This is a genomic window from Serratia sp. BNK-10 (assembly GCF_047456065.1).
GTDB lineage: Bacteria > Pseudomonadota > Gammaproteobacteria > Enterobacterales > Enterobacteriaceae > Serratia > Serratia ureilytica.
In genome coordinates, this window is record NZ_CP179894.1 from 2,109,640 (window position 1) to 2,123,776 (window position 14,137).

14 protein-coding genes are annotated in these 14,137 nt (G+C 61.9%); 5 read left to right on the forward strand and 9 right to left on the reverse strand.

All coding sequences use genetic code 11. The features are described 5' to 3' along the window. Positions 1-121: 121 nt before the first annotated feature. The gene (locus tag ACMGG9_RS10460) at positions 122-1,015 is read left to right on the forward strand and encodes a helix-turn-helix domain-containing protein (RefSeq protein ID WP_033642950.1); all 894 of its coding nucleotides are present in this window, start codon (positions 122-124) and stop codon (positions 1,013-1,015) included. A 33-nt stretch (positions 1,016-1,048) separates the two neighbouring features. Here the strand turns inward: ACMGG9_RS10460 and rsxC are convergent, their stop codons facing one another. The 4 genes from rsxC to ACMGG9_RS10480 all read right to left on the reverse strand — a co-directional run bounded on the left by rsxC (position 1,049) and on the right by ACMGG9_RS10480 (position 5,197). After that, positions 1,049-3,475 carry an electron transport complex subunit RsxC gene (gene rsxC / locus ACMGG9_RS10465; RefSeq protein ID WP_414162143.1) on the reverse strand — a complete coding sequence of 809 codons (2,427 nt, stop codon included), beginning with the start codon at positions 3,473-3,475 and terminating at the stop codon, positions 1,049-1,051. Continuing rightward, the gene (gene rsxB / locus ACMGG9_RS10470) at positions 3,468-4,040 is read right to left on the reverse strand and encodes an electron transport complex subunit RsxB (protein ID WP_004938428.1); all 573 of its coding nucleotides are present in this window, start codon (positions 4,038-4,040) and stop codon (positions 3,468-3,470) included. The genes rsxC and rsxB overlap by 8 nt, the downstream gene beginning before the upstream one ends. Beyond that, entirely contained in the window at positions 4,040-4,621 is a 582-nt protein-coding gene (rsxA, locus tag ACMGG9_RS10475; protein WP_004938443.1) for an electron transport complex subunit RsxA, read from the reverse strand. Before rsxA ends, rsxB begins: the two co-directional genes overlap by 1 nt. A 135-nt stretch (positions 4,622-4,756) precedes the next feature. After that, positions 4,757-5,197 carry a DUF2569 domain-containing protein gene (locus ACMGG9_RS10480; protein ID WP_004938446.1) on the reverse strand — a complete coding sequence of 147 codons (441 nt, stop codon included), beginning with the start codon at positions 5,195-5,197 and terminating at the stop codon, positions 4,757-4,759. Positions 5,198-5,432: 235 nt separating this feature from the next. Between ACMGG9_RS10480 and ACMGG9_RS10485 the strand changes: the two genes are divergently transcribed. Both ACMGG9_RS10485 and ACMGG9_RS10490 read left to right on the forward strand, forming a co-directional pair. Then, the gene (locus tag ACMGG9_RS10485) at positions 5,433-6,473 is read left to right on the forward strand and encodes an oxidoreductase (RefSeq protein ID WP_033650498.1); all 1,041 of its coding nucleotides are present in this window, start codon (positions 5,433-5,435) and stop codon (positions 6,471-6,473) included. A 73-nt stretch (positions 6,474-6,546) separates the two neighbouring features. After that, entirely contained in the window at positions 6,547-7,551 is a 1,005-nt protein-coding gene (locus tag ACMGG9_RS10490) for a bile acid:sodium symporter family protein (protein ID WP_033640474.1), read from the forward strand. An 11-nt stretch (positions 7,552-7,562) separates the two neighbouring features. On the opposite strand, the gene ACMGG9_RS10495 is transcribed toward ACMGG9_RS10490, so the two are convergent. The 3 genes from ACMGG9_RS10495 to ACMGG9_RS10505 form a co-directional block, all read right to left on the reverse strand. Further along, positions 7,563-8,108 carry an AAA family ATPase gene (locus ACMGG9_RS10495; protein WP_414162144.1) on the reverse strand — a complete coding sequence of 182 codons (546 nt, stop codon included), beginning with the start codon at positions 8,106-8,108 and terminating at the stop codon, positions 7,563-7,565. 117 nt (positions 8,109-8,225) lie between these two features. Then, positions 8,226-9,224 carry an adenosine deaminase gene (gene add / locus ACMGG9_RS10500; RefSeq protein ID WP_019455941.1) on the reverse strand — a complete coding sequence of 333 codons (999 nt, stop codon included), beginning with the start codon at positions 9,222-9,224 and terminating at the stop codon, positions 8,226-8,228. Between the two features lie 135 nt (positions 9,225-9,359). Further along, entirely contained in the window at positions 9,360-10,115 is a 756-nt protein-coding gene (locus ACMGG9_RS10505) for a DeoR/GlpR family DNA-binding transcription regulator (protein ID WP_033650520.1), read from the reverse strand. A 96-nt stretch (positions 10,116-10,211) separates the two neighbouring features. Between ACMGG9_RS10505 and ACMGG9_RS10510 the strand changes: the two genes are divergently transcribed. Further along, complete coding sequence (locus tag ACMGG9_RS10510) at positions 10,212-10,808, forward strand: NUDIX domain-containing protein (protein ID WP_016927885.1); 597 nt, start codon at positions 10,212-10,214, stop codon at positions 10,806-10,808. Next, complete coding sequence (locus tag ACMGG9_RS10515; protein WP_414162145.1) at positions 10,805-11,173, forward strand: NUDIX hydrolase; 369 nt, start codon at positions 10,805-10,807, stop codon at positions 11,171-11,173. The genes ACMGG9_RS10510 and ACMGG9_RS10515 overlap by 4 nt, the downstream gene beginning before the upstream one ends. A gap of 32 nt (positions 11,174-11,205) precedes the next feature. On the opposite strand, the gene ACMGG9_RS10520 is transcribed toward ACMGG9_RS10515, so the two are convergent. Both ACMGG9_RS10520 and malX read right to left on the reverse strand, forming a co-directional pair. Then, on the reverse strand, positions 11,206-12,387 hold the full coding sequence (locus tag ACMGG9_RS10520; RefSeq protein ID WP_099782904.1) for a MalY/PatB family protein: 1,182 nt from the start codon (positions 12,385-12,387) through the stop codon (positions 11,206-11,208). Continuing rightward, positions 12,380-13,999 (reverse strand): maltose/glucose-specific PTS transporter subunit IIBC, encoded by a 1,620-nt coding sequence (gene malX / locus ACMGG9_RS10525; RefSeq protein WP_414162146.1) that lies wholly within the window; start codon positions 13,997-13,999, stop codon positions 12,380-12,382. Before malX ends, ACMGG9_RS10520 begins: the two co-directional genes overlap by 8 nt. Between the last annotated feature and the right edge of the window lie 138 nt (positions 14,000-14,137).

A 14,137-nucleotide genomic window follows, 5' to 3' on the forward strand; every position in this document is an offset into this window, starting at 1 on the left:
AATGGGGTAACCGTATGAATGAAATATCATTTTTGTCCAGATTTCCGCACAAAATAACAACTTTCACATAATACGTGTAGGTTACTATCGCGAACATTATTGAGTCAGTGAATCCATAATAATGACAAATGAAGACATTTTTTTTATTGAAGAGCTAATTGAGTGGGTGGAGATACATCTGGAGAAACGGCCAAACCTGGATGAAGTTGCGCGTATTTCGGGCTACTCCAAGTGGCATCTGCAGCGTAAATTCAAGCGTATTACCGGCATTCAACTCGCCACCTATATCCGCTCGCGCATCTTGACGCGCGCCGCGGTGGCGCTGCGCATCACCCGTCGCTCCATCATCGACATCTCCGATGAGCTGGGCTTCGACTCGCAGCAGACCTTTACTCGCATGTTCAAGCAGCGCTTCGGCACCACGCCCAATCGCTACCGCTCGATGGAGCACTGGGACGTGAAAAACCTGATGCCGCGCTTTAACTTCGAAGCCAGCTACGGCGCGGGATATTATCCGGAAGTGAAGCGGCTGACGCTGCCCGAGATGCAGCTGGTCGGCTTCTCGCGCCGGCTGGATTTCGCCTCCGAACAAGAGCTGGAGTACGCGTCCTGCATGGCGATGAAGGACGAGATTTTCAATGACTTCTTCAAGGGGTTGCACGTCGACTGCCGGCGAATTTACAGCATTTATTGCCCGCAGGCCGGGGAAGGCGACGAGCTGTCGTCCACGCTGGTGATGGCGGTCGATCCTGAACATAAAAAGGACATTCTTTCCAATCATCAGATAGACACCATCCATCTGCCGAGCCGCGAGTTTATCTCCATCAACCATAAGGGCACGGCGAAGGAGTGTCTGCAGTTTTTCGGTTATCTGGTGTCGCATGTGATGCCGGGGCTGAAGGATAAGGTGCGCGGCAGTATGGAAATGGAGATCATTCAAACCAAAGAGTGGAACCCGGAGTCCAAACTGCGTCAGATTGAAGTGGACTACACCTATCTGATCTCTATCGATTAAACGGCGCCCGGCGTAGGCCAGGCGCCGCCGTCATCATTTGTCTTCCGTTTCCGCCGCCAGCGATTCTCTGGCGGCTTTTTTGGCTTTGGCGCGGGCGATAGCCGCCGCAACCGCCGCCTTGCGCGGATCTTCTTCGGCGGCAGCTGGAGCCGGTTCTGTCTCGGCAGGAACGTCCGCCTGCTGCGCCGCTTTCTTGGCTTTGGCGCGGGCGATAGCCGCCGCGACCGCCGCTTTGCGCGGATCTTCTTCGGCGGTAGCCGGAGCCGGTTCTGTCTCGGCCGGAGCGTCCGCCTGCTGCGCCGCTTTTTTGGCTTTGGCTCGGGCGATAGCCGCCGCGACCGCCGCTTTGCGCGGATCTTCTTCGGCGGCAGCTGGAGCCGGTTCTGTCTCGGCAGGAGCGTCCGCCTGCTGCGCCGCTTTCTTGGCCTTCACGCGAGCCAGGGCGGCGGCGACTGCCGCTTTACGCGGATCTTCTTCGGCGGTAGCCGGAGCCGGTTCTGTCTCAGCGGGAGCGTCCGCCTGCTGCGCCGTTTTCTTGGCCTTCACGCGCGCCAAGGCGGCGGCGACTGCCGCTTTACGCGGATCTTCTTCGGCGGTAGCCGGAGCCGGTTCTGTCTCAGCGGGAGCGTCCGCCTGCTGCGCCGCTTTCTTGGCCTTCACGCGAGCCAGGGCGGCGGCGACTGCCGCTTTACGCGGATCGTCCTCTGTCGCGGCAGGGGCGGTGATGTCTGCGGCCGGTGCCTCTTTGCGCGCCTTAACGCGGGCCAGCGCTGCGGCCACGGCGGCCTTACGCGCGTCGTCGCCTGAGGTTGCCGGCGAGACTTGTTCCGCTTCGGCCGCCAACTGGGCGCGCCGTTCACGCGCCTGCGCTTTACGCGCTTCGCGGGCGGCGATCATCTCGCTGTTGTCCGGCTGCTGGCCGTCGACCGGCGTAACCGCCGCTTCGGCATTCTTGCTGCGTACGCGCGCCAGTGCGGCCTGTACCGCCCCCTGATCGTCGTCGGTCAGTTTGACGGCGGCCTTTTTGTGCCGCTCTTCGCGCGCCAGTTTCTCGCGCTCCAGACGCGCCAGCTTGGCCTCGTAACGCGCCTTGGCCTCGGCGGTGCGCGCCGCTTCCAAATCGATAGCCTTGATTTCGGCCTTTTCCTGCCGGTAGTACTGCACCAGCGGAATGTTGCTGGGGCAGACGAACGCGCAGGCGCCGCATTCGATGCAATCGAACAGGTTGTGGTTGCGCGCCTTGTCGTGCTCCTGCCCGCGGCTGAACCAGTACAGCTGTTGCGGCAACAGCCCGGCAGGGCAAGCGTCCACGCACAGGCCGCAGCGGATGCAGGATTGCTCGGGTTCCTGCGGCGTCATTTCATCCACCGTCGGCGCCAGAATGCAGTTGCTGATCTTGACGATCGGCACGTTCAGCGCGGGCAGGGTAAAGCCCATCAGCGGGCCGCCCATCACCACCATCTGCTGCGCCTGCGGACGGAAACCGACGAAATCAAGCAGGTGCTGCACCGGCGTGCCGATGCGCGCCCACAGGTTGCCAGGGCGCTCGACCGCCTCGCCGGTCAGGGTCACCACGCGCTCAATCAACGGTTCGCCGTCGACGATCGCCCGCTTGATGGCGAAGGCGGTGCCGACGTTTTGCATCAGCACGCCGATAGCGGAGGAGTGCTTGCCGTGCGGCACTTCCTTGCCGGTCAAAATCTTGGTCAGCTGCTTGGCGCCGCCGGACGGGTATTTGGTGGGGATGACACGCAGGGCAATGCCGGTCTGGCCGCGCAACGCCTGTTTCAGCGCCGCGATCGCCTCCGGCTTGTTGTCTTCAATGCCGATCAGTGTGACCTTGGGCTGCAGAATGTGTTGCAGGATCTGCGTGCCTTCAACGATCTGATCGGCATGTTCCTGCATCAGGCGATCGTCGGCGGTGATGTAAGGCTCGCACTCGGCGGCGTTGAGGATCAGCATTTCCACGCCGCTCATGCCGCCTTGCAGTTTACTGGCGGTCGGGAAACCGGCGCCGCCCAGACCGGCGATGCCGGCCTGATGAATACGTTGAATCAGCTCCGCGGCGGGCGATTGGCGGTAATCCGCCACCGGCTCGCGCTCGCACCAGCGGTCTTCGCCGTCTGCCTCGATAATCACGCACAGCTCCGACAGCCCGGAAGGGTGAGCGGTGATGTGCGGCGTGATGGCGCTAACGGTGCCCGAGGTCGGGGCGTGCACCGGCACGGTGCGCCCGCGGCCGACGGTCAGCGGCTGGCCTTTCAACACCCGATCGCCGGCGTTGACGCACAGTTCGCCTTCCGGCCCCAGATGCTGCTGCAGCGGAATGATAAAGGTCTTGGGCAGAGGGGCGACACGCAGCGGCGCGCCGCTCGACTGAGTCTTCATTTCCGGTGGATGGATCCCGCCGTCGAAATCCCAGATCCGGTCTTTTTTAAAGGCGGCGAACAGATTAAGCATGTTGCTCCACGTGGATCACTTGCACCGGGATCGTCTTCATGTCCCACTTCCAGTTGGCGGTGGTGGTGGCGACCGGTCTCATTTCAATACAGTCGGTAGGGCAAGGGGCGACGCACAGATCGCAGCCGGTACAGAGGTCGGTAATGACGGTATGCATGGCGCGGGTGGCGCCGACGATGGCGTCAACCGGGCAAGCCTGAATGCACTTGGTGCAGCCGATGCAGTTGGCCTCGTCGATATAGGCCACTTTACGCTCCGGCTCGGCGGCGGCTTCGCTGCCCAGCGGCTGCGGCTCCACGTTGAGCAGCTCCGCCAGTTTCAGCATCACCTGTTCGCCGCCCGGCGCGCATTTATTGATCATCTCGCCGTTGGCCACCGCCTCGGCATAGGGGCGACAGCCGGGGTAGCCGCACTGGCCGCACTGGCTCTGCGGCAAGATCGCGTCGACCTGCTCGGCGACCGGATCCTCTTCCACCTCAAAACGGCGCGCGGCGTAGCCCAGCACCAGTCCGAACAGCAGCCCGAGCGCGCTCAAAGCCGCGATAGCTATCCACAACGCAGTCATTAGAATTTCACCAGCCCGGTAAAGCCCATAAAGGCCAGCGACATCAGCCCGGCGGTGATCAGTGCGATCGAGGAGCCGCGGAACGGCGCCGGCACGTCGGCCACCGCCAGACGTTCGCGAATGGCGGCGAACAGCACCATCACCAGCGAGAAACCGGCGGCGGCGCTGAAACCGTAAACGGCGGACTGCAGGAAGTTATAACCGAGGTTGACGTTAAGCAACGCCACGCCCAGCACCGCGCAGTTGGTGGTGATCAGCGGCAGGAAAATGCCCAGCAGGCGATAGAGCGCCGGGCTGGTCTTGCGCACCACCATCTCGGTGAACTGCACCACCACGGCGATCACCAGAATGAAGGAGAGCGTGCGCAGATACACCAGATCCAGCGGAACCAGAATAAAGGTGTTGATCACCCAGGCGCTGACGGAGGCCAGCGTCATGACGAAGGTGGTGGCCATTCCCATGCCGATGGCGCTTTCCAGCTTCTTGGAAACGCCGAGGAACGGGCACAGGCCAAGAAACTTCACCAGAACGAAGTTGTTCACCAGTACGGTGCCGACAAACAGGAGCAGGTATTCGGTCATTGCGATGCCTAAAAAAATAAAAGCCGCCTATTATCGGGAATCGGCGGCCGGACGACAACATATGAATCGCAGGGGTATTGCCTTTTTTGGTGGAAATTTACACAAATCACCCAATAAAACGTGCTGCAATCGCCTTTAACGTTCGGTAAAGGTCCCTTTGACCCGCTGCGAGCGCTTGATGTAAGGCACCAGCAGCGCCGCCATCAGCAGCGGCCAGCCGAGGCTGCGCACCGCCACTTCATCCGGCACCGGCGCGAAGGCGAAGGCTTTCACCGCCAGGATCACCGTGATCAGCAACCATAACAAGAACAGCTTGGGGAAGCGCTGCGACCGCTGGCAAAACAAAAACACCAGCCACAGGGTGAAGCCCCACATCAAGAGCGTGGTCAGCACCGAAAAGTACCACTGCAGGGTAAATGCCTGGGCGTTGGTCAACAGATAGTCGCGCGACTCGGGCATGAAGATCGCCATGGCGTACAGGAGCAGCATCAGGCTGGCGCTGAGCAGGGTGACGATCAGATAGGCCAACGGGGCCAGCAACCAACCGCCGATACGAGAGTATTCAGCTTGAGACATAAAACGGCTTCCTGATTGAATCGGGGATCACAGGCGGCATAGCTTAGCGGGTAATACCGGCTTCGTCATCCCTATCAACCGGATAGCTCGGCGTCGCGGGGCCGGGCCGCACGTTTGGCTACTCCGGCGCCGTGCCGACCCCGCTTCGAATTAACATCTCATTTACTTCTTGTTCCAGCCGTCCGCATGGTGTCAAATCGAAAGGGTCTGTCGTGAGCCTGCAAGAGGAAATCCCATGGCTGAGAAAATTCGTGTCGGGCTGGTCGGTTACGGCTACGCCGGCAAAACCTTTCATGCGCCGCTGATCGCCGGTACGCCCGGGCTGGAGCTGGCCGCCGTTTCCAGCAGCGATGCCGGCAAAGTGCGCGCGGACTGGCCGTCGATGACGGTGGTGGGCGATGCGCAGGCGCTGTTCGCCGATCCGGCCCTCGATCTGATCGTGATTCCTACCCCCAACGATACCCATTTCCCGCTGGCGCAACAGGCGCTGGCCGCCGGCAAGCACGTGGTCGTGGACAAACCGTTTACCGTGACATTGTCACAAGCTCAGGCGCTGCAGCAACAGGCGCAGCAGAGCGGTTTGCTGTTGTCGGTGTTCCACAACCGTCGCTGGGACAGCGATTTCCTGACCCTCAAAGCGCTGCTGAACGACGGTTCGCTGGGCGAGGTGGTGTACTTCGAGTCGCACTTTGATCGTTACCGGCCACAGGTGCGTCAGCGCTGGCGCGAACAGGGCGGCGTCGGCAGCGGCATCTGGTTCGACTTGGGGCCGCATCTGCTCGATCAGGCGCTGCAACTCTTCGGCAAACCCGAGCGGCTGTTTGTCGATTTGGGTGAGCTGCGGCCGGGGGCGCAGGCGGTGGACTATTTCCACGCGCTGCTGAGCTATGGCGATCGCCGTGTGGTGCTGCACGCCAGCATGCTGGCGGCGGCGGAGAGCCCGCGCTATGTGGTGCACGGCACTCGCGGCAGCTATGTCAAATACGGCCTGGATCCGCAGGAAGACCGGCTGAAGGCCGGCGAACGCTTGCCGCAGGCCGACTGGGGCTATGACATGCGCGAGGGTGTGGTGACGCTGTCACGCGGCGACCTGCTGGCGGAACAGCCGCTGCTCAATATTCCCGGCAACTACCCGGCTTATTACGCGGCGGTGCGCGACGCGATTGCCGGCATAGGCGAAAATCCGGTGCCGGCCGCCGACGCCATCGCGGTGATGGCATTGATCGAACTGGGGCTGGAATCGGCCCGGCTGCAGCAGGCGCTGCCGGTGGTCTGATCCCGCCCACTTTTCTGTGGCCCGGCGCAACGTCGGGCCTTTTTACGACTCTACGTGCAAGGAAATCCGTTTCATGTCCTGGTTGCAGCGTTTGCGCATTGATAAATTTTTGCTGGTTCTGATTTTGGTGGTGATCGTCGCCTCGCTGTTCCCCTGCGAAGGCATCTGGAAAACCTTCTTTGAACACCTGACCACCGCCGCCATCGCGCTGCTGTTCTTTATGCACGGCGCCAAGCTGTCGCGCGAGGCGATCATCGCCGGCATGAGTCACTGGAAGCTGCATCTGCTGGTGTTCCTCAGCACCTTTGCGCTGTTCCCGCTGCTCGGGCTGGCGATGAACCTGTTGGTGCCGGGCATCATGACGCCGACGGTCTATCTCGGCTTCCTCTATCTGTGCGCGCTGCCGGCCACGGTGCAGTCGGCCATCGCCTTTACGTCGGCGGCGGGCGGTAACGTGGCGGCGGCGATCTGCAGCGCCTCGGCGTCGAGCATTCTCGGCGTGTTCCTGTCGCCGCTGCTGGTGGGGGCGTTGATGCATACTCAGGGCGGTAATACCGACGTGCTGCACGCCATCGGTTCAATCATTTTGCAATTGATGGTGCCGTTCGTGATCGGTCACCTGGCGCGGCCATTGATCGGCAAGTGGATCGATCGCCATCGCAAATTGATCAATCTGACCGACCGTTCGTCGATCCTGCTGGTGGTGTATACCGCGTTCAGCGCGGCGGTGGTGGAAGGGATTTGGCATCGCATCGACGGCTGGTCGCTGCTGACCATCCTGGTGATGTCGCTGGTGCTGCTGACGGTGGTGCTGGTGATCAACACCTACGCGGCGCGCTGGCTGGGCTTTAACACCGCCGATGAAATCACCATCGTCTTCTGCGGTTCGAAAAAGAGCCTGGCGAACGGCATCCCGATGGCCAACGTGCTGTTCCCGGCCGCGGCGGTGGGCGCCATGGTGCTGCCGCTGATGATTTTCCACCAGGTGCAACTGATGGTGTGCGCGGTGCTGGCGCAGCGCTATGCGCGTAAAACCGCCAAACAGCGGGCCGAGGCGGAGGCGCTGGCGGCCAAATAGGCCGCAGGCCGCTAACGGCGGCCCAGCGCGTCGAGCAGAAAGTCGGCGCGCTCATCGGGTGAGGCGCGCGGCAGCTCTTGCAGCCGATAGCCATAGCGGCGATAGACGGCCACCATCGCCCGATAGGTTTGCTCGGCTTCGGCGAAAGACTGTTTTCTCTCGCTGTCCTGCACGTAGATCGCTTGCCACGGCGGGGCGATGAACACAGTATCGGCATAGCGAAAGGCGCCGATCGCCGCCGTCAAATGCGCGGGGATCGGCAGTCCGCACAGCATGAGATACCCGGCGATATCCGGCAGCCCGCGATCGAAGAACCAGCATGTTGCGCCCGTCGCTTCGCGCCATGAGCGCAGTTCCCAATCGAGCATCCGCTCGGCGAAGGCCTGGCGATCGCCCCACGGCAGCGCATGGCCGCCGATACTCACCTGATCCTGAATAATCGCCCGGCCGGCTTCCTGCGAGTGCGGAAAGCCGCGGCGATGAAGAACGTCGATGAGCGTGCTTTTGCCCGAACCCGGGCCGCCGGTCAGCACGATGCGGCGTGTTTTGTCAGACATGCGAAATTCCTCTCTTGCGGCAGAGTCATGGGGTAACACAGCGATAAAGACGAGCAGTCGGAAGAAGACGGCGGGGAGAGGGATGAGAAGAAGGCGCCGTTTGGCGCCTGGGGGGATTTAGCCCTGAACTTTGGCGCGCAGCGCCTGTTTTTCCTGCTCGCTGAGGAAGGCCAGCTTCAGGCCGTTTTCCTGCGCGGTGCGGATTTCTTCCGGCGTCAGCCCGGCCTGCGGCGCGGCGACGCGGTATTCATGCTCGATCTCGATGCCCTGAACCGCCGGATCGTCGGTGTTGATCGACGCCAGCACGCCGTGGCGCAGGAAGGTGGCCAGCGGATGCTGCGCCAGAGACGGCACGGTGCTGGTTTGGATGTTGGAGGTCAGGCAGGATTCGATGCCGATGCCGTGTTCCGCCAGGAAGTCCATCAGCGCCGGGTCTTCGACCGCTTTCACCCCGTGGCCGATACGTTCGGCGCCCAGCTCGCGGATCGCCTGCCAGATGCTTTCCGGGCCGGCGGCTTCGCCCGCGTGCACGGTGATGCGCAGGCCGGCGTCGCGGGCGCGGTTGAAGTGGTTGAGGAACAGGCTACCGGGGAAGCCCAGCTCATCGCCCGCCAAATCCAGCGCGGTAATGCCGTCGCGGTGCGCCAGCAATCCTTCCAGTTCCTGCAGACAGGCGGCCTCGCCGAAGGTGCGGCTCATGATGCCGATCAGGCGAATGTCGATATCACGATCGCGGCAGCCCGAACGGATCCCGTCGATCACCGCTTCCACCACGCCGGCGACCGGCAGTTGATGCTTCATCGCCATGTAGTAAGGGGAGAAACGCAGCTCGGCATAGTGCAGGCCTGCGTTGGCGGCGTCCTCGACGTTTTCGTATGCCACCCGGCGGCAGGCGTCCAGATCGCCCAGCACCGCCACGCCCCAGTCCAGTTTCTGCAGGAAGCTGACCAGATCCGGCTCGGCATGGGTGATCTGCACGTGCGGGCGCAGGCTCTCCAAATCGTTGGCCGGCAGGGCGAGATTGAACTGGCGGCCGAGGTCGAGAATGGTCTGCGCGCGGATGTTGCCGTCGAGATGGCGGTGAATATCGGTAAGCGGTAGGCGGGGATCGATCATGCTGGGCACTCGCTAATTATCGTAGGTAAAGTGCAGAACAGTATAAAAACAAATGGATGAAACTTGCCATTGCGTTGCATAAAAAAGTGACTTGCATCACAAATAATGCGGGGTGTATCGCATTATCGTCGTGAATCAGGCTTTCAACACGCTGACCCCCGCCTGCTGCAACGGCGCGATCAGCGCGTCATCGGTAGCCCGCTCAACGATGATGGTGTGCGCCAGCGTAATATCGCCGATCGCATACTGCGAGGCGGCATTAAGCTTGGCGGCAGAAGCCAGCACCACGGTTTCCGCCGCACGGGCCGCCAGCGCGCGCTTGATGTAGGCTTCTTCCAGATCGCCGGTGCTCAGCCCCGCGGTGGGGTGCACGCCGGTCACGCCCATGAAATAAATATCGGCGCGGATATGCGACATCGCTTCTACGGCGGCGGCGCCGACGCTGACGATCGAATGCTTATACAGTCGGCCGCCGATCAGGATCACCTCGACCGTGGGGTGATCGACCAGGCCCACGGCGACGCTGGGGCTGTGGGTGACGATGGTGGCGTTGAGGTTGGCCGGCAGTTGCCTGACCAGCTCTGCGGAGGTGGTGCCGCCGTCGATGATCACCACCTGGCCGGGGGCGATCAGCGCCGCCGCCGCTTTGGCGATCGCGCGTTTGGCGCCGGATTCCAATTGATTGCGTTCGGCGAAGCTGGCGATGGCGGAAGAAACCGGCAGGGCGCCGCCATGCACCCGTTGCAGCAACCCCTCGGCGTCCAGTTCACGCAGATCGCGCCGGATCGTATCTTCCGACAGCCCGAACATCTCGCTGAGCTGTTTGGCCAAGACCTGACCCTCCTGGGCCAGTTTTTCCAAAATGATCTTCTTGCGTTGGCTGGTCAACATGGCCATTTCCTCTCAAATTTCCTATGCACGAAATATCTTGATCATACACGAAACTGCACGATAGTATCAATTTCCTTCCTCTGGCGGAGTAAACCGATGATAGCCACCAAAGACAGGGTTCGTATTGTCGAAACCCGGGTGTTGTCCGATGACTGGTACCTGCTGAAAAAAACCACCTTTGATTTTCTGCGGCGCGATGGCGTCTGGCAGCGGCAAAGCCGTGAGACTTACGATCGCGGTGACGGCGCGGTGATTTTGCTGTTCAACCGGCAGGCGCAGACGGTGATCCTGACACGCCAGTTCCGCTTTCCGGTGTTCGTCAACGGTCATGACGGCATGCTGATTGAGGCCGCCGCCGGGCTGTTGGACGACGCGTCGCCGGAGGCGCGCATCCGCGCCGAAGTTGAAGAGGAAACCGGCTACTTCGTGCAGAACGTGGAGAAAGTGTTTGAGGCGTACATGAGCCCTGGTTCGGTCACCGAAAAGCTGCACTTTTTCGTCGGCGAATATCAGGCGAGCGACCGCCTTAACGAGGGCGGCGGGCTGGCGGCGGAGGGGGAAGATCTGGAGGTGATCGAGCTGCCGCTGGCGCAGGCCCTGCAGGCGGTTCGTCAGGGTACGATCGTTGACGCCAAAACCATCATGCTGCTGCAGTTTGTCGCCTTGAATCGGACGTTGGAGGAACAACGATGAAAGCCCAACAAATCTTGATCGCCGGCCCTTATCGCAGCGGCACCGATGGCGATCCGCAGCGTATCGCCGCCAATCTGGCGCGCCTCGAACAGGCGGCGCTGGCGGTCTACCAACGGGGGCACGTGCCGGTGATCGGCGAATGGCTGGCGCTGCCTTTGGCGGCCGCGGCGGGTTCCACTCAGGTTGGCGATGCGGTCAGCGAGGCGTTTCTTTACCCAGTGGCTCACCGACTGATTGTGCAGTGTCAGGCGGTGTATCGCATCGAAAGGGCGTCTGCGGGGGCCGATAACGACGTGCGGTTGGCTAACGAATGGGGATTGACGGTCTATCGTCATCTGGAGGAAATTCCGTCTGTTCAGGCGTAACCGAGGGGCGGGCAGAGGCTCGCCCCCTCGCGTTATTTCTCGTCCAGCACAAACTTCAACCCGGCGATCAGTTTGTCCATGCCGGCTTCCAGCTTGCTGCGCGGGCAGCCGACGTTGAGGCGCAGGAACCCGCGGCCTTCTTCGCCGTAGGTAAAGCCCGGCATGATCGCCACCTTTTCACGCTCGATAAGCACCTGCTGCAGCGCCCGATCGTCCACGGCCAGCGGCCGCAGATCGATCCAGGCCAGATAGGTGGCCTGCGGCGGGCGCCAGCCCAGCGCGGGAAACGCCTCCGCCAGCCGTTCGGCGACGTAGGTCAGGTTATCCTGCAGATAGTCGCGCAGGGCATCCAGCCAGGGTTCACCGCGCCGATAGGCGGCTACGTGCGCCGCCACCGCCAGCACTGCCGGCGAGGAGAGGCCATCGCGGGCTTTGAGCTGCTGGAAATAGGCTTCGCGGCTGGCGTCGTCGCTGATAAAGCCGTAGGCGCCGGTTAACGCCGGAATGTTAAAACTCTTGGAGCCGGAGGTCAGTAAGGCCCAGGGGCCGGTCGCCACCTGGCTCCAGGGCGTATGGCGGTGTTCACCCCAGACCATGTCCATGTGGATCTCATCGCTGATCACCCTCACGTCGTGGCGTTCGCACAGTTCGGCCATCTGCTGCAGCTCTTCGCGGCGCCACACTTTGCCGGTGGGATTATGCGGGCTGCACAGCAGCAGGATCTTGGTCTGCGGCCGCGCCAGCAACGCTTCGAGGTGTGCCATGTCGCAGCGCCAGTCATCTGCGGCCTTGTGCAGCGGGCAGGCCAGCAGCTGGCGCTGGTTGGCGAGGATCACCTTATAGAAGGCGTCGTAGGCCGGGGTATGGGTCACCACGTAGTCGCCCGGCACGGACCATTGGCGGATCAGCTGCGCCGCCATGTAGATAACGGAAGGGCCGTACACCGCCGTTGCGGTGTCGATAGCGGTGTTGAAACGTTGTTGATACCAGTGGCGCAGCGCGCCGAGAAAATCCTCATGCTGCCAACGGCTGTAGCCCAGCACGCCGTGCTGCAGGCGCTGTTGCAGCGCCTCGAGAATGCACGGCGCGGTGGCGAAATCCATATCGGAGATGGTGAACGGCAGCAGGTCGGCGCTGCCGAAGCGATCGGCGATGTAATCCCACTGGGTGCACCAGGTGCCGTGGCGGTCGATCGGGGTGGAGAAATCAAACATGGGTGGCTCCCTGCAGCGCCGCGGCAGGGGGCGCCGTGGCTATCAGTGAGTCTAATTCATCCTTCACCGATTGCACCTGCGGGCCGATCACTACCTGCAGATTATGATCGTTGAGATGCACTACGCCGATGGCGCGGTTGGCCTTCAGCGCCGCGTCGTCCACCTGGCTCATGTCGTTGACTGACAGGCGCAGGCGGGTGATGCAGTTGTCCAGCGTAATGATGTTGTCCGGGCCGCCGAGCGCCGCCAAAATCGCCGGCACATTGTAGCCGGATTTGCCCGCCGCGCCGCTCGGCGCGTTTGGGGTGACGGCGCCGTCGCTCTCACGGCCCGGCGTTTTGATGTTAAAGCGCCGGATGGCGAAGCGGAAAATGGCGTAATAGCCGACGAACCAGACGGCGGCCACCACCGGCACCAGATACCACTTGGTGGCGGTGCCGTGCAGAATGCCGAACACCACGAAGTCGATAATGTTGCCGTCGGTATTGCCGATGGTCACGCCCAGCAGCGCCATCACGGTAAAGCCCAACCCGGTGAGCAATGCGTGGATCAGATAAAGGAACGGCGCGACGAACAGAAACAGAAACTCGATCGGCTCGGTGGTGCCGCCGACGACGCAAGCCACCACGCCGGAAATCAACAGCCCCTTGATTTTATGGCGGTTCTCCGGTTTGGCGCAGTGGTACATCGCCAGCGCCGCGCCCGGCAGGCCGCCGAGGAACGCCGGCATTTTACCCTGCGACAGGAAGCGGGTGGCGCTTTCGGCGAAACCGGTGGTGGTCGGGCAGGAGAGCTGCGCCTGGAAGATGGTCAGGGCGCCGCTGACGCTGTGGCCGCACACCTCCATCGTGCCGCCCGCCTCGGTAAAGCGGATCAGCGCCACCAGTATGTGATGCAGACCGAACGGCAACAGCAGGCGTTCGCCGGTACCGAAAATCATCGGCCCGAAAATGCCGGCGCCATTGATCATGCGCCCCAGGCCGTTGATGCCGGCGGCGAACCATGGCCAGATCAGGGGGATGAGCAGGCCGCACAGGCCCAGCGTCACGGTAGTGACAATCGGCACGAAACGGGTGCCGCCGAAGAAGGCCAGCGCATCCGGCAGCCGGATGGTGTGGAAACGTTCATGCAGCAGATACACGATGATGCCGACGATCACTGCGCCGAGGATGCCGGTGTCGATCGACTGAATGCCGAGAATGTTTTGGATGTTGTTGGCCTTCAGCACCAGCGGATCGCTGGTGGGCAGCACGCCGGCAGCAGTCAGGTAGAAGTTGGTGGCCAGATTCAGCACGGCGAAGCCGACGAAGCCGGAGAAGGCGGCGACGCCCTTGTTGTCGCGCGCCATGCCCAGCGGAATGGCGATGGCGAACATCACCGGCAGGAAGCTGAAGGCGAAGGAGCCTATCTTGCTCATCCAGGTGAAGATCAGCTGGAAGATCGGATGGCCGATAAACGGCATCAGGGTGATCACGTCGCGGCTGCTCAGCGAGCTGCCGATCCCCAGCATGATGCCGCAGAAAGAGAGCAAGGCGACGGGCAACATGAATGTTTTGCCCAGGCTCTGGAAGAACTCCCAGAGGGTGATTTTGGGTTTATTGGCTGCTGACATAACCGACTTCTCCTGGCGAAAAGACGAGCAAAAAGGGGACTTCTGATTAGGTAAAAATAAGATAAAACGTTTTACCTAGCAAAAATGCGCCGCCAATCACAAATCTGTCGCCCGGTTTTTGGCGACAATGCGGCGGGC

What these genes read in the sequence shown, in the direction of transcription:
- ACMGG9_RS10460 (WP_033642950.1), top strand. Translation starts at nt 122, where the DNA reads ATGACAAATGAAGACATTTTTTTTATTGAAGAGCTAATTGAGTGGGTG.
- rsxC (WP_414162143.1), bottom strand. Translation starts at nt 3,475, where the DNA reads ATGCTTAATCTGTTCGCCGCCTTTAAAAAAGACCGGATCTGGGATTTC.
- rsxB (WP_004938428.1), bottom strand. Translation starts at nt 4,040, where the DNA reads ATGACTGCGTTGTGGATAGCTATCGCGGCTTTGAGCGCGCTCGGGCTG.
- rsxA (WP_004938443.1), bottom strand. Translation starts at nt 4,621, where the DNA reads ATGACCGAATACCTGCTCCTGTTTGTCGGCACCGTACTGGTGAACAAC.
- ACMGG9_RS10480 (WP_004938446.1), bottom strand. Translation starts at nt 5,197, where the DNA reads ATGTCTCAAGCTGAATACTCTCGTATCGGCGGTTGGTTGCTGGCCCCG.
- ACMGG9_RS10485 (WP_033650498.1), top strand. Translation starts at nt 5,433, where the DNA reads ATGGCTGAGAAAATTCGTGTCGGGCTGGTCGGTTACGGCTACGCCGGC.
- ACMGG9_RS10490 (WP_033640474.1), top strand. Translation starts at nt 6,547, where the DNA reads ATGTCCTGGTTGCAGCGTTTGCGCATTGATAAATTTTTGCTGGTTCTG.
- ACMGG9_RS10495 (WP_414162144.1), bottom strand. Translation starts at nt 8,108, where the DNA reads ATGTCTGACAAAACACGCCGCATCGTGCTGACCGGCGGCCCGGGTTCG.
- add (WP_019455941.1), bottom strand. Translation starts at nt 9,224, where the DNA reads ATGATCGATCCCCGCCTACCGCTTACCGATATTCACCGCCATCTCGAC.
- ACMGG9_RS10505 (WP_033650520.1), bottom strand. Translation starts at nt 10,115, where the DNA reads ATGTTGACCAGCCAACGCAAGAAGATCATTTTGGAAAAACTGGCCCAG.
- ACMGG9_RS10510 (WP_016927885.1), top strand. Translation starts at nt 10,212, where the DNA reads ATGATAGCCACCAAAGACAGGGTTCGTATTGTCGAAACCCGGGTGTTG.
- ACMGG9_RS10515 (WP_414162145.1), top strand. Translation starts at nt 10,805, where the DNA reads ATGAAAGCCCAACAAATCTTGATCGCCGGCCCTTATCGCAGCGGCACC.
- ACMGG9_RS10520 (WP_099782904.1), bottom strand. Translation starts at nt 12,387, where the DNA reads ATGTTTGATTTCTCCACCCCGATCGACCGCCACGGCACCTGGTGCACC.
- malX (WP_414162146.1), bottom strand. Translation starts at nt 13,999, where the DNA reads ATGTCAGCAGCCAATAAACCCAAAATCACCCTCTGGGAGTTCTTCCAG.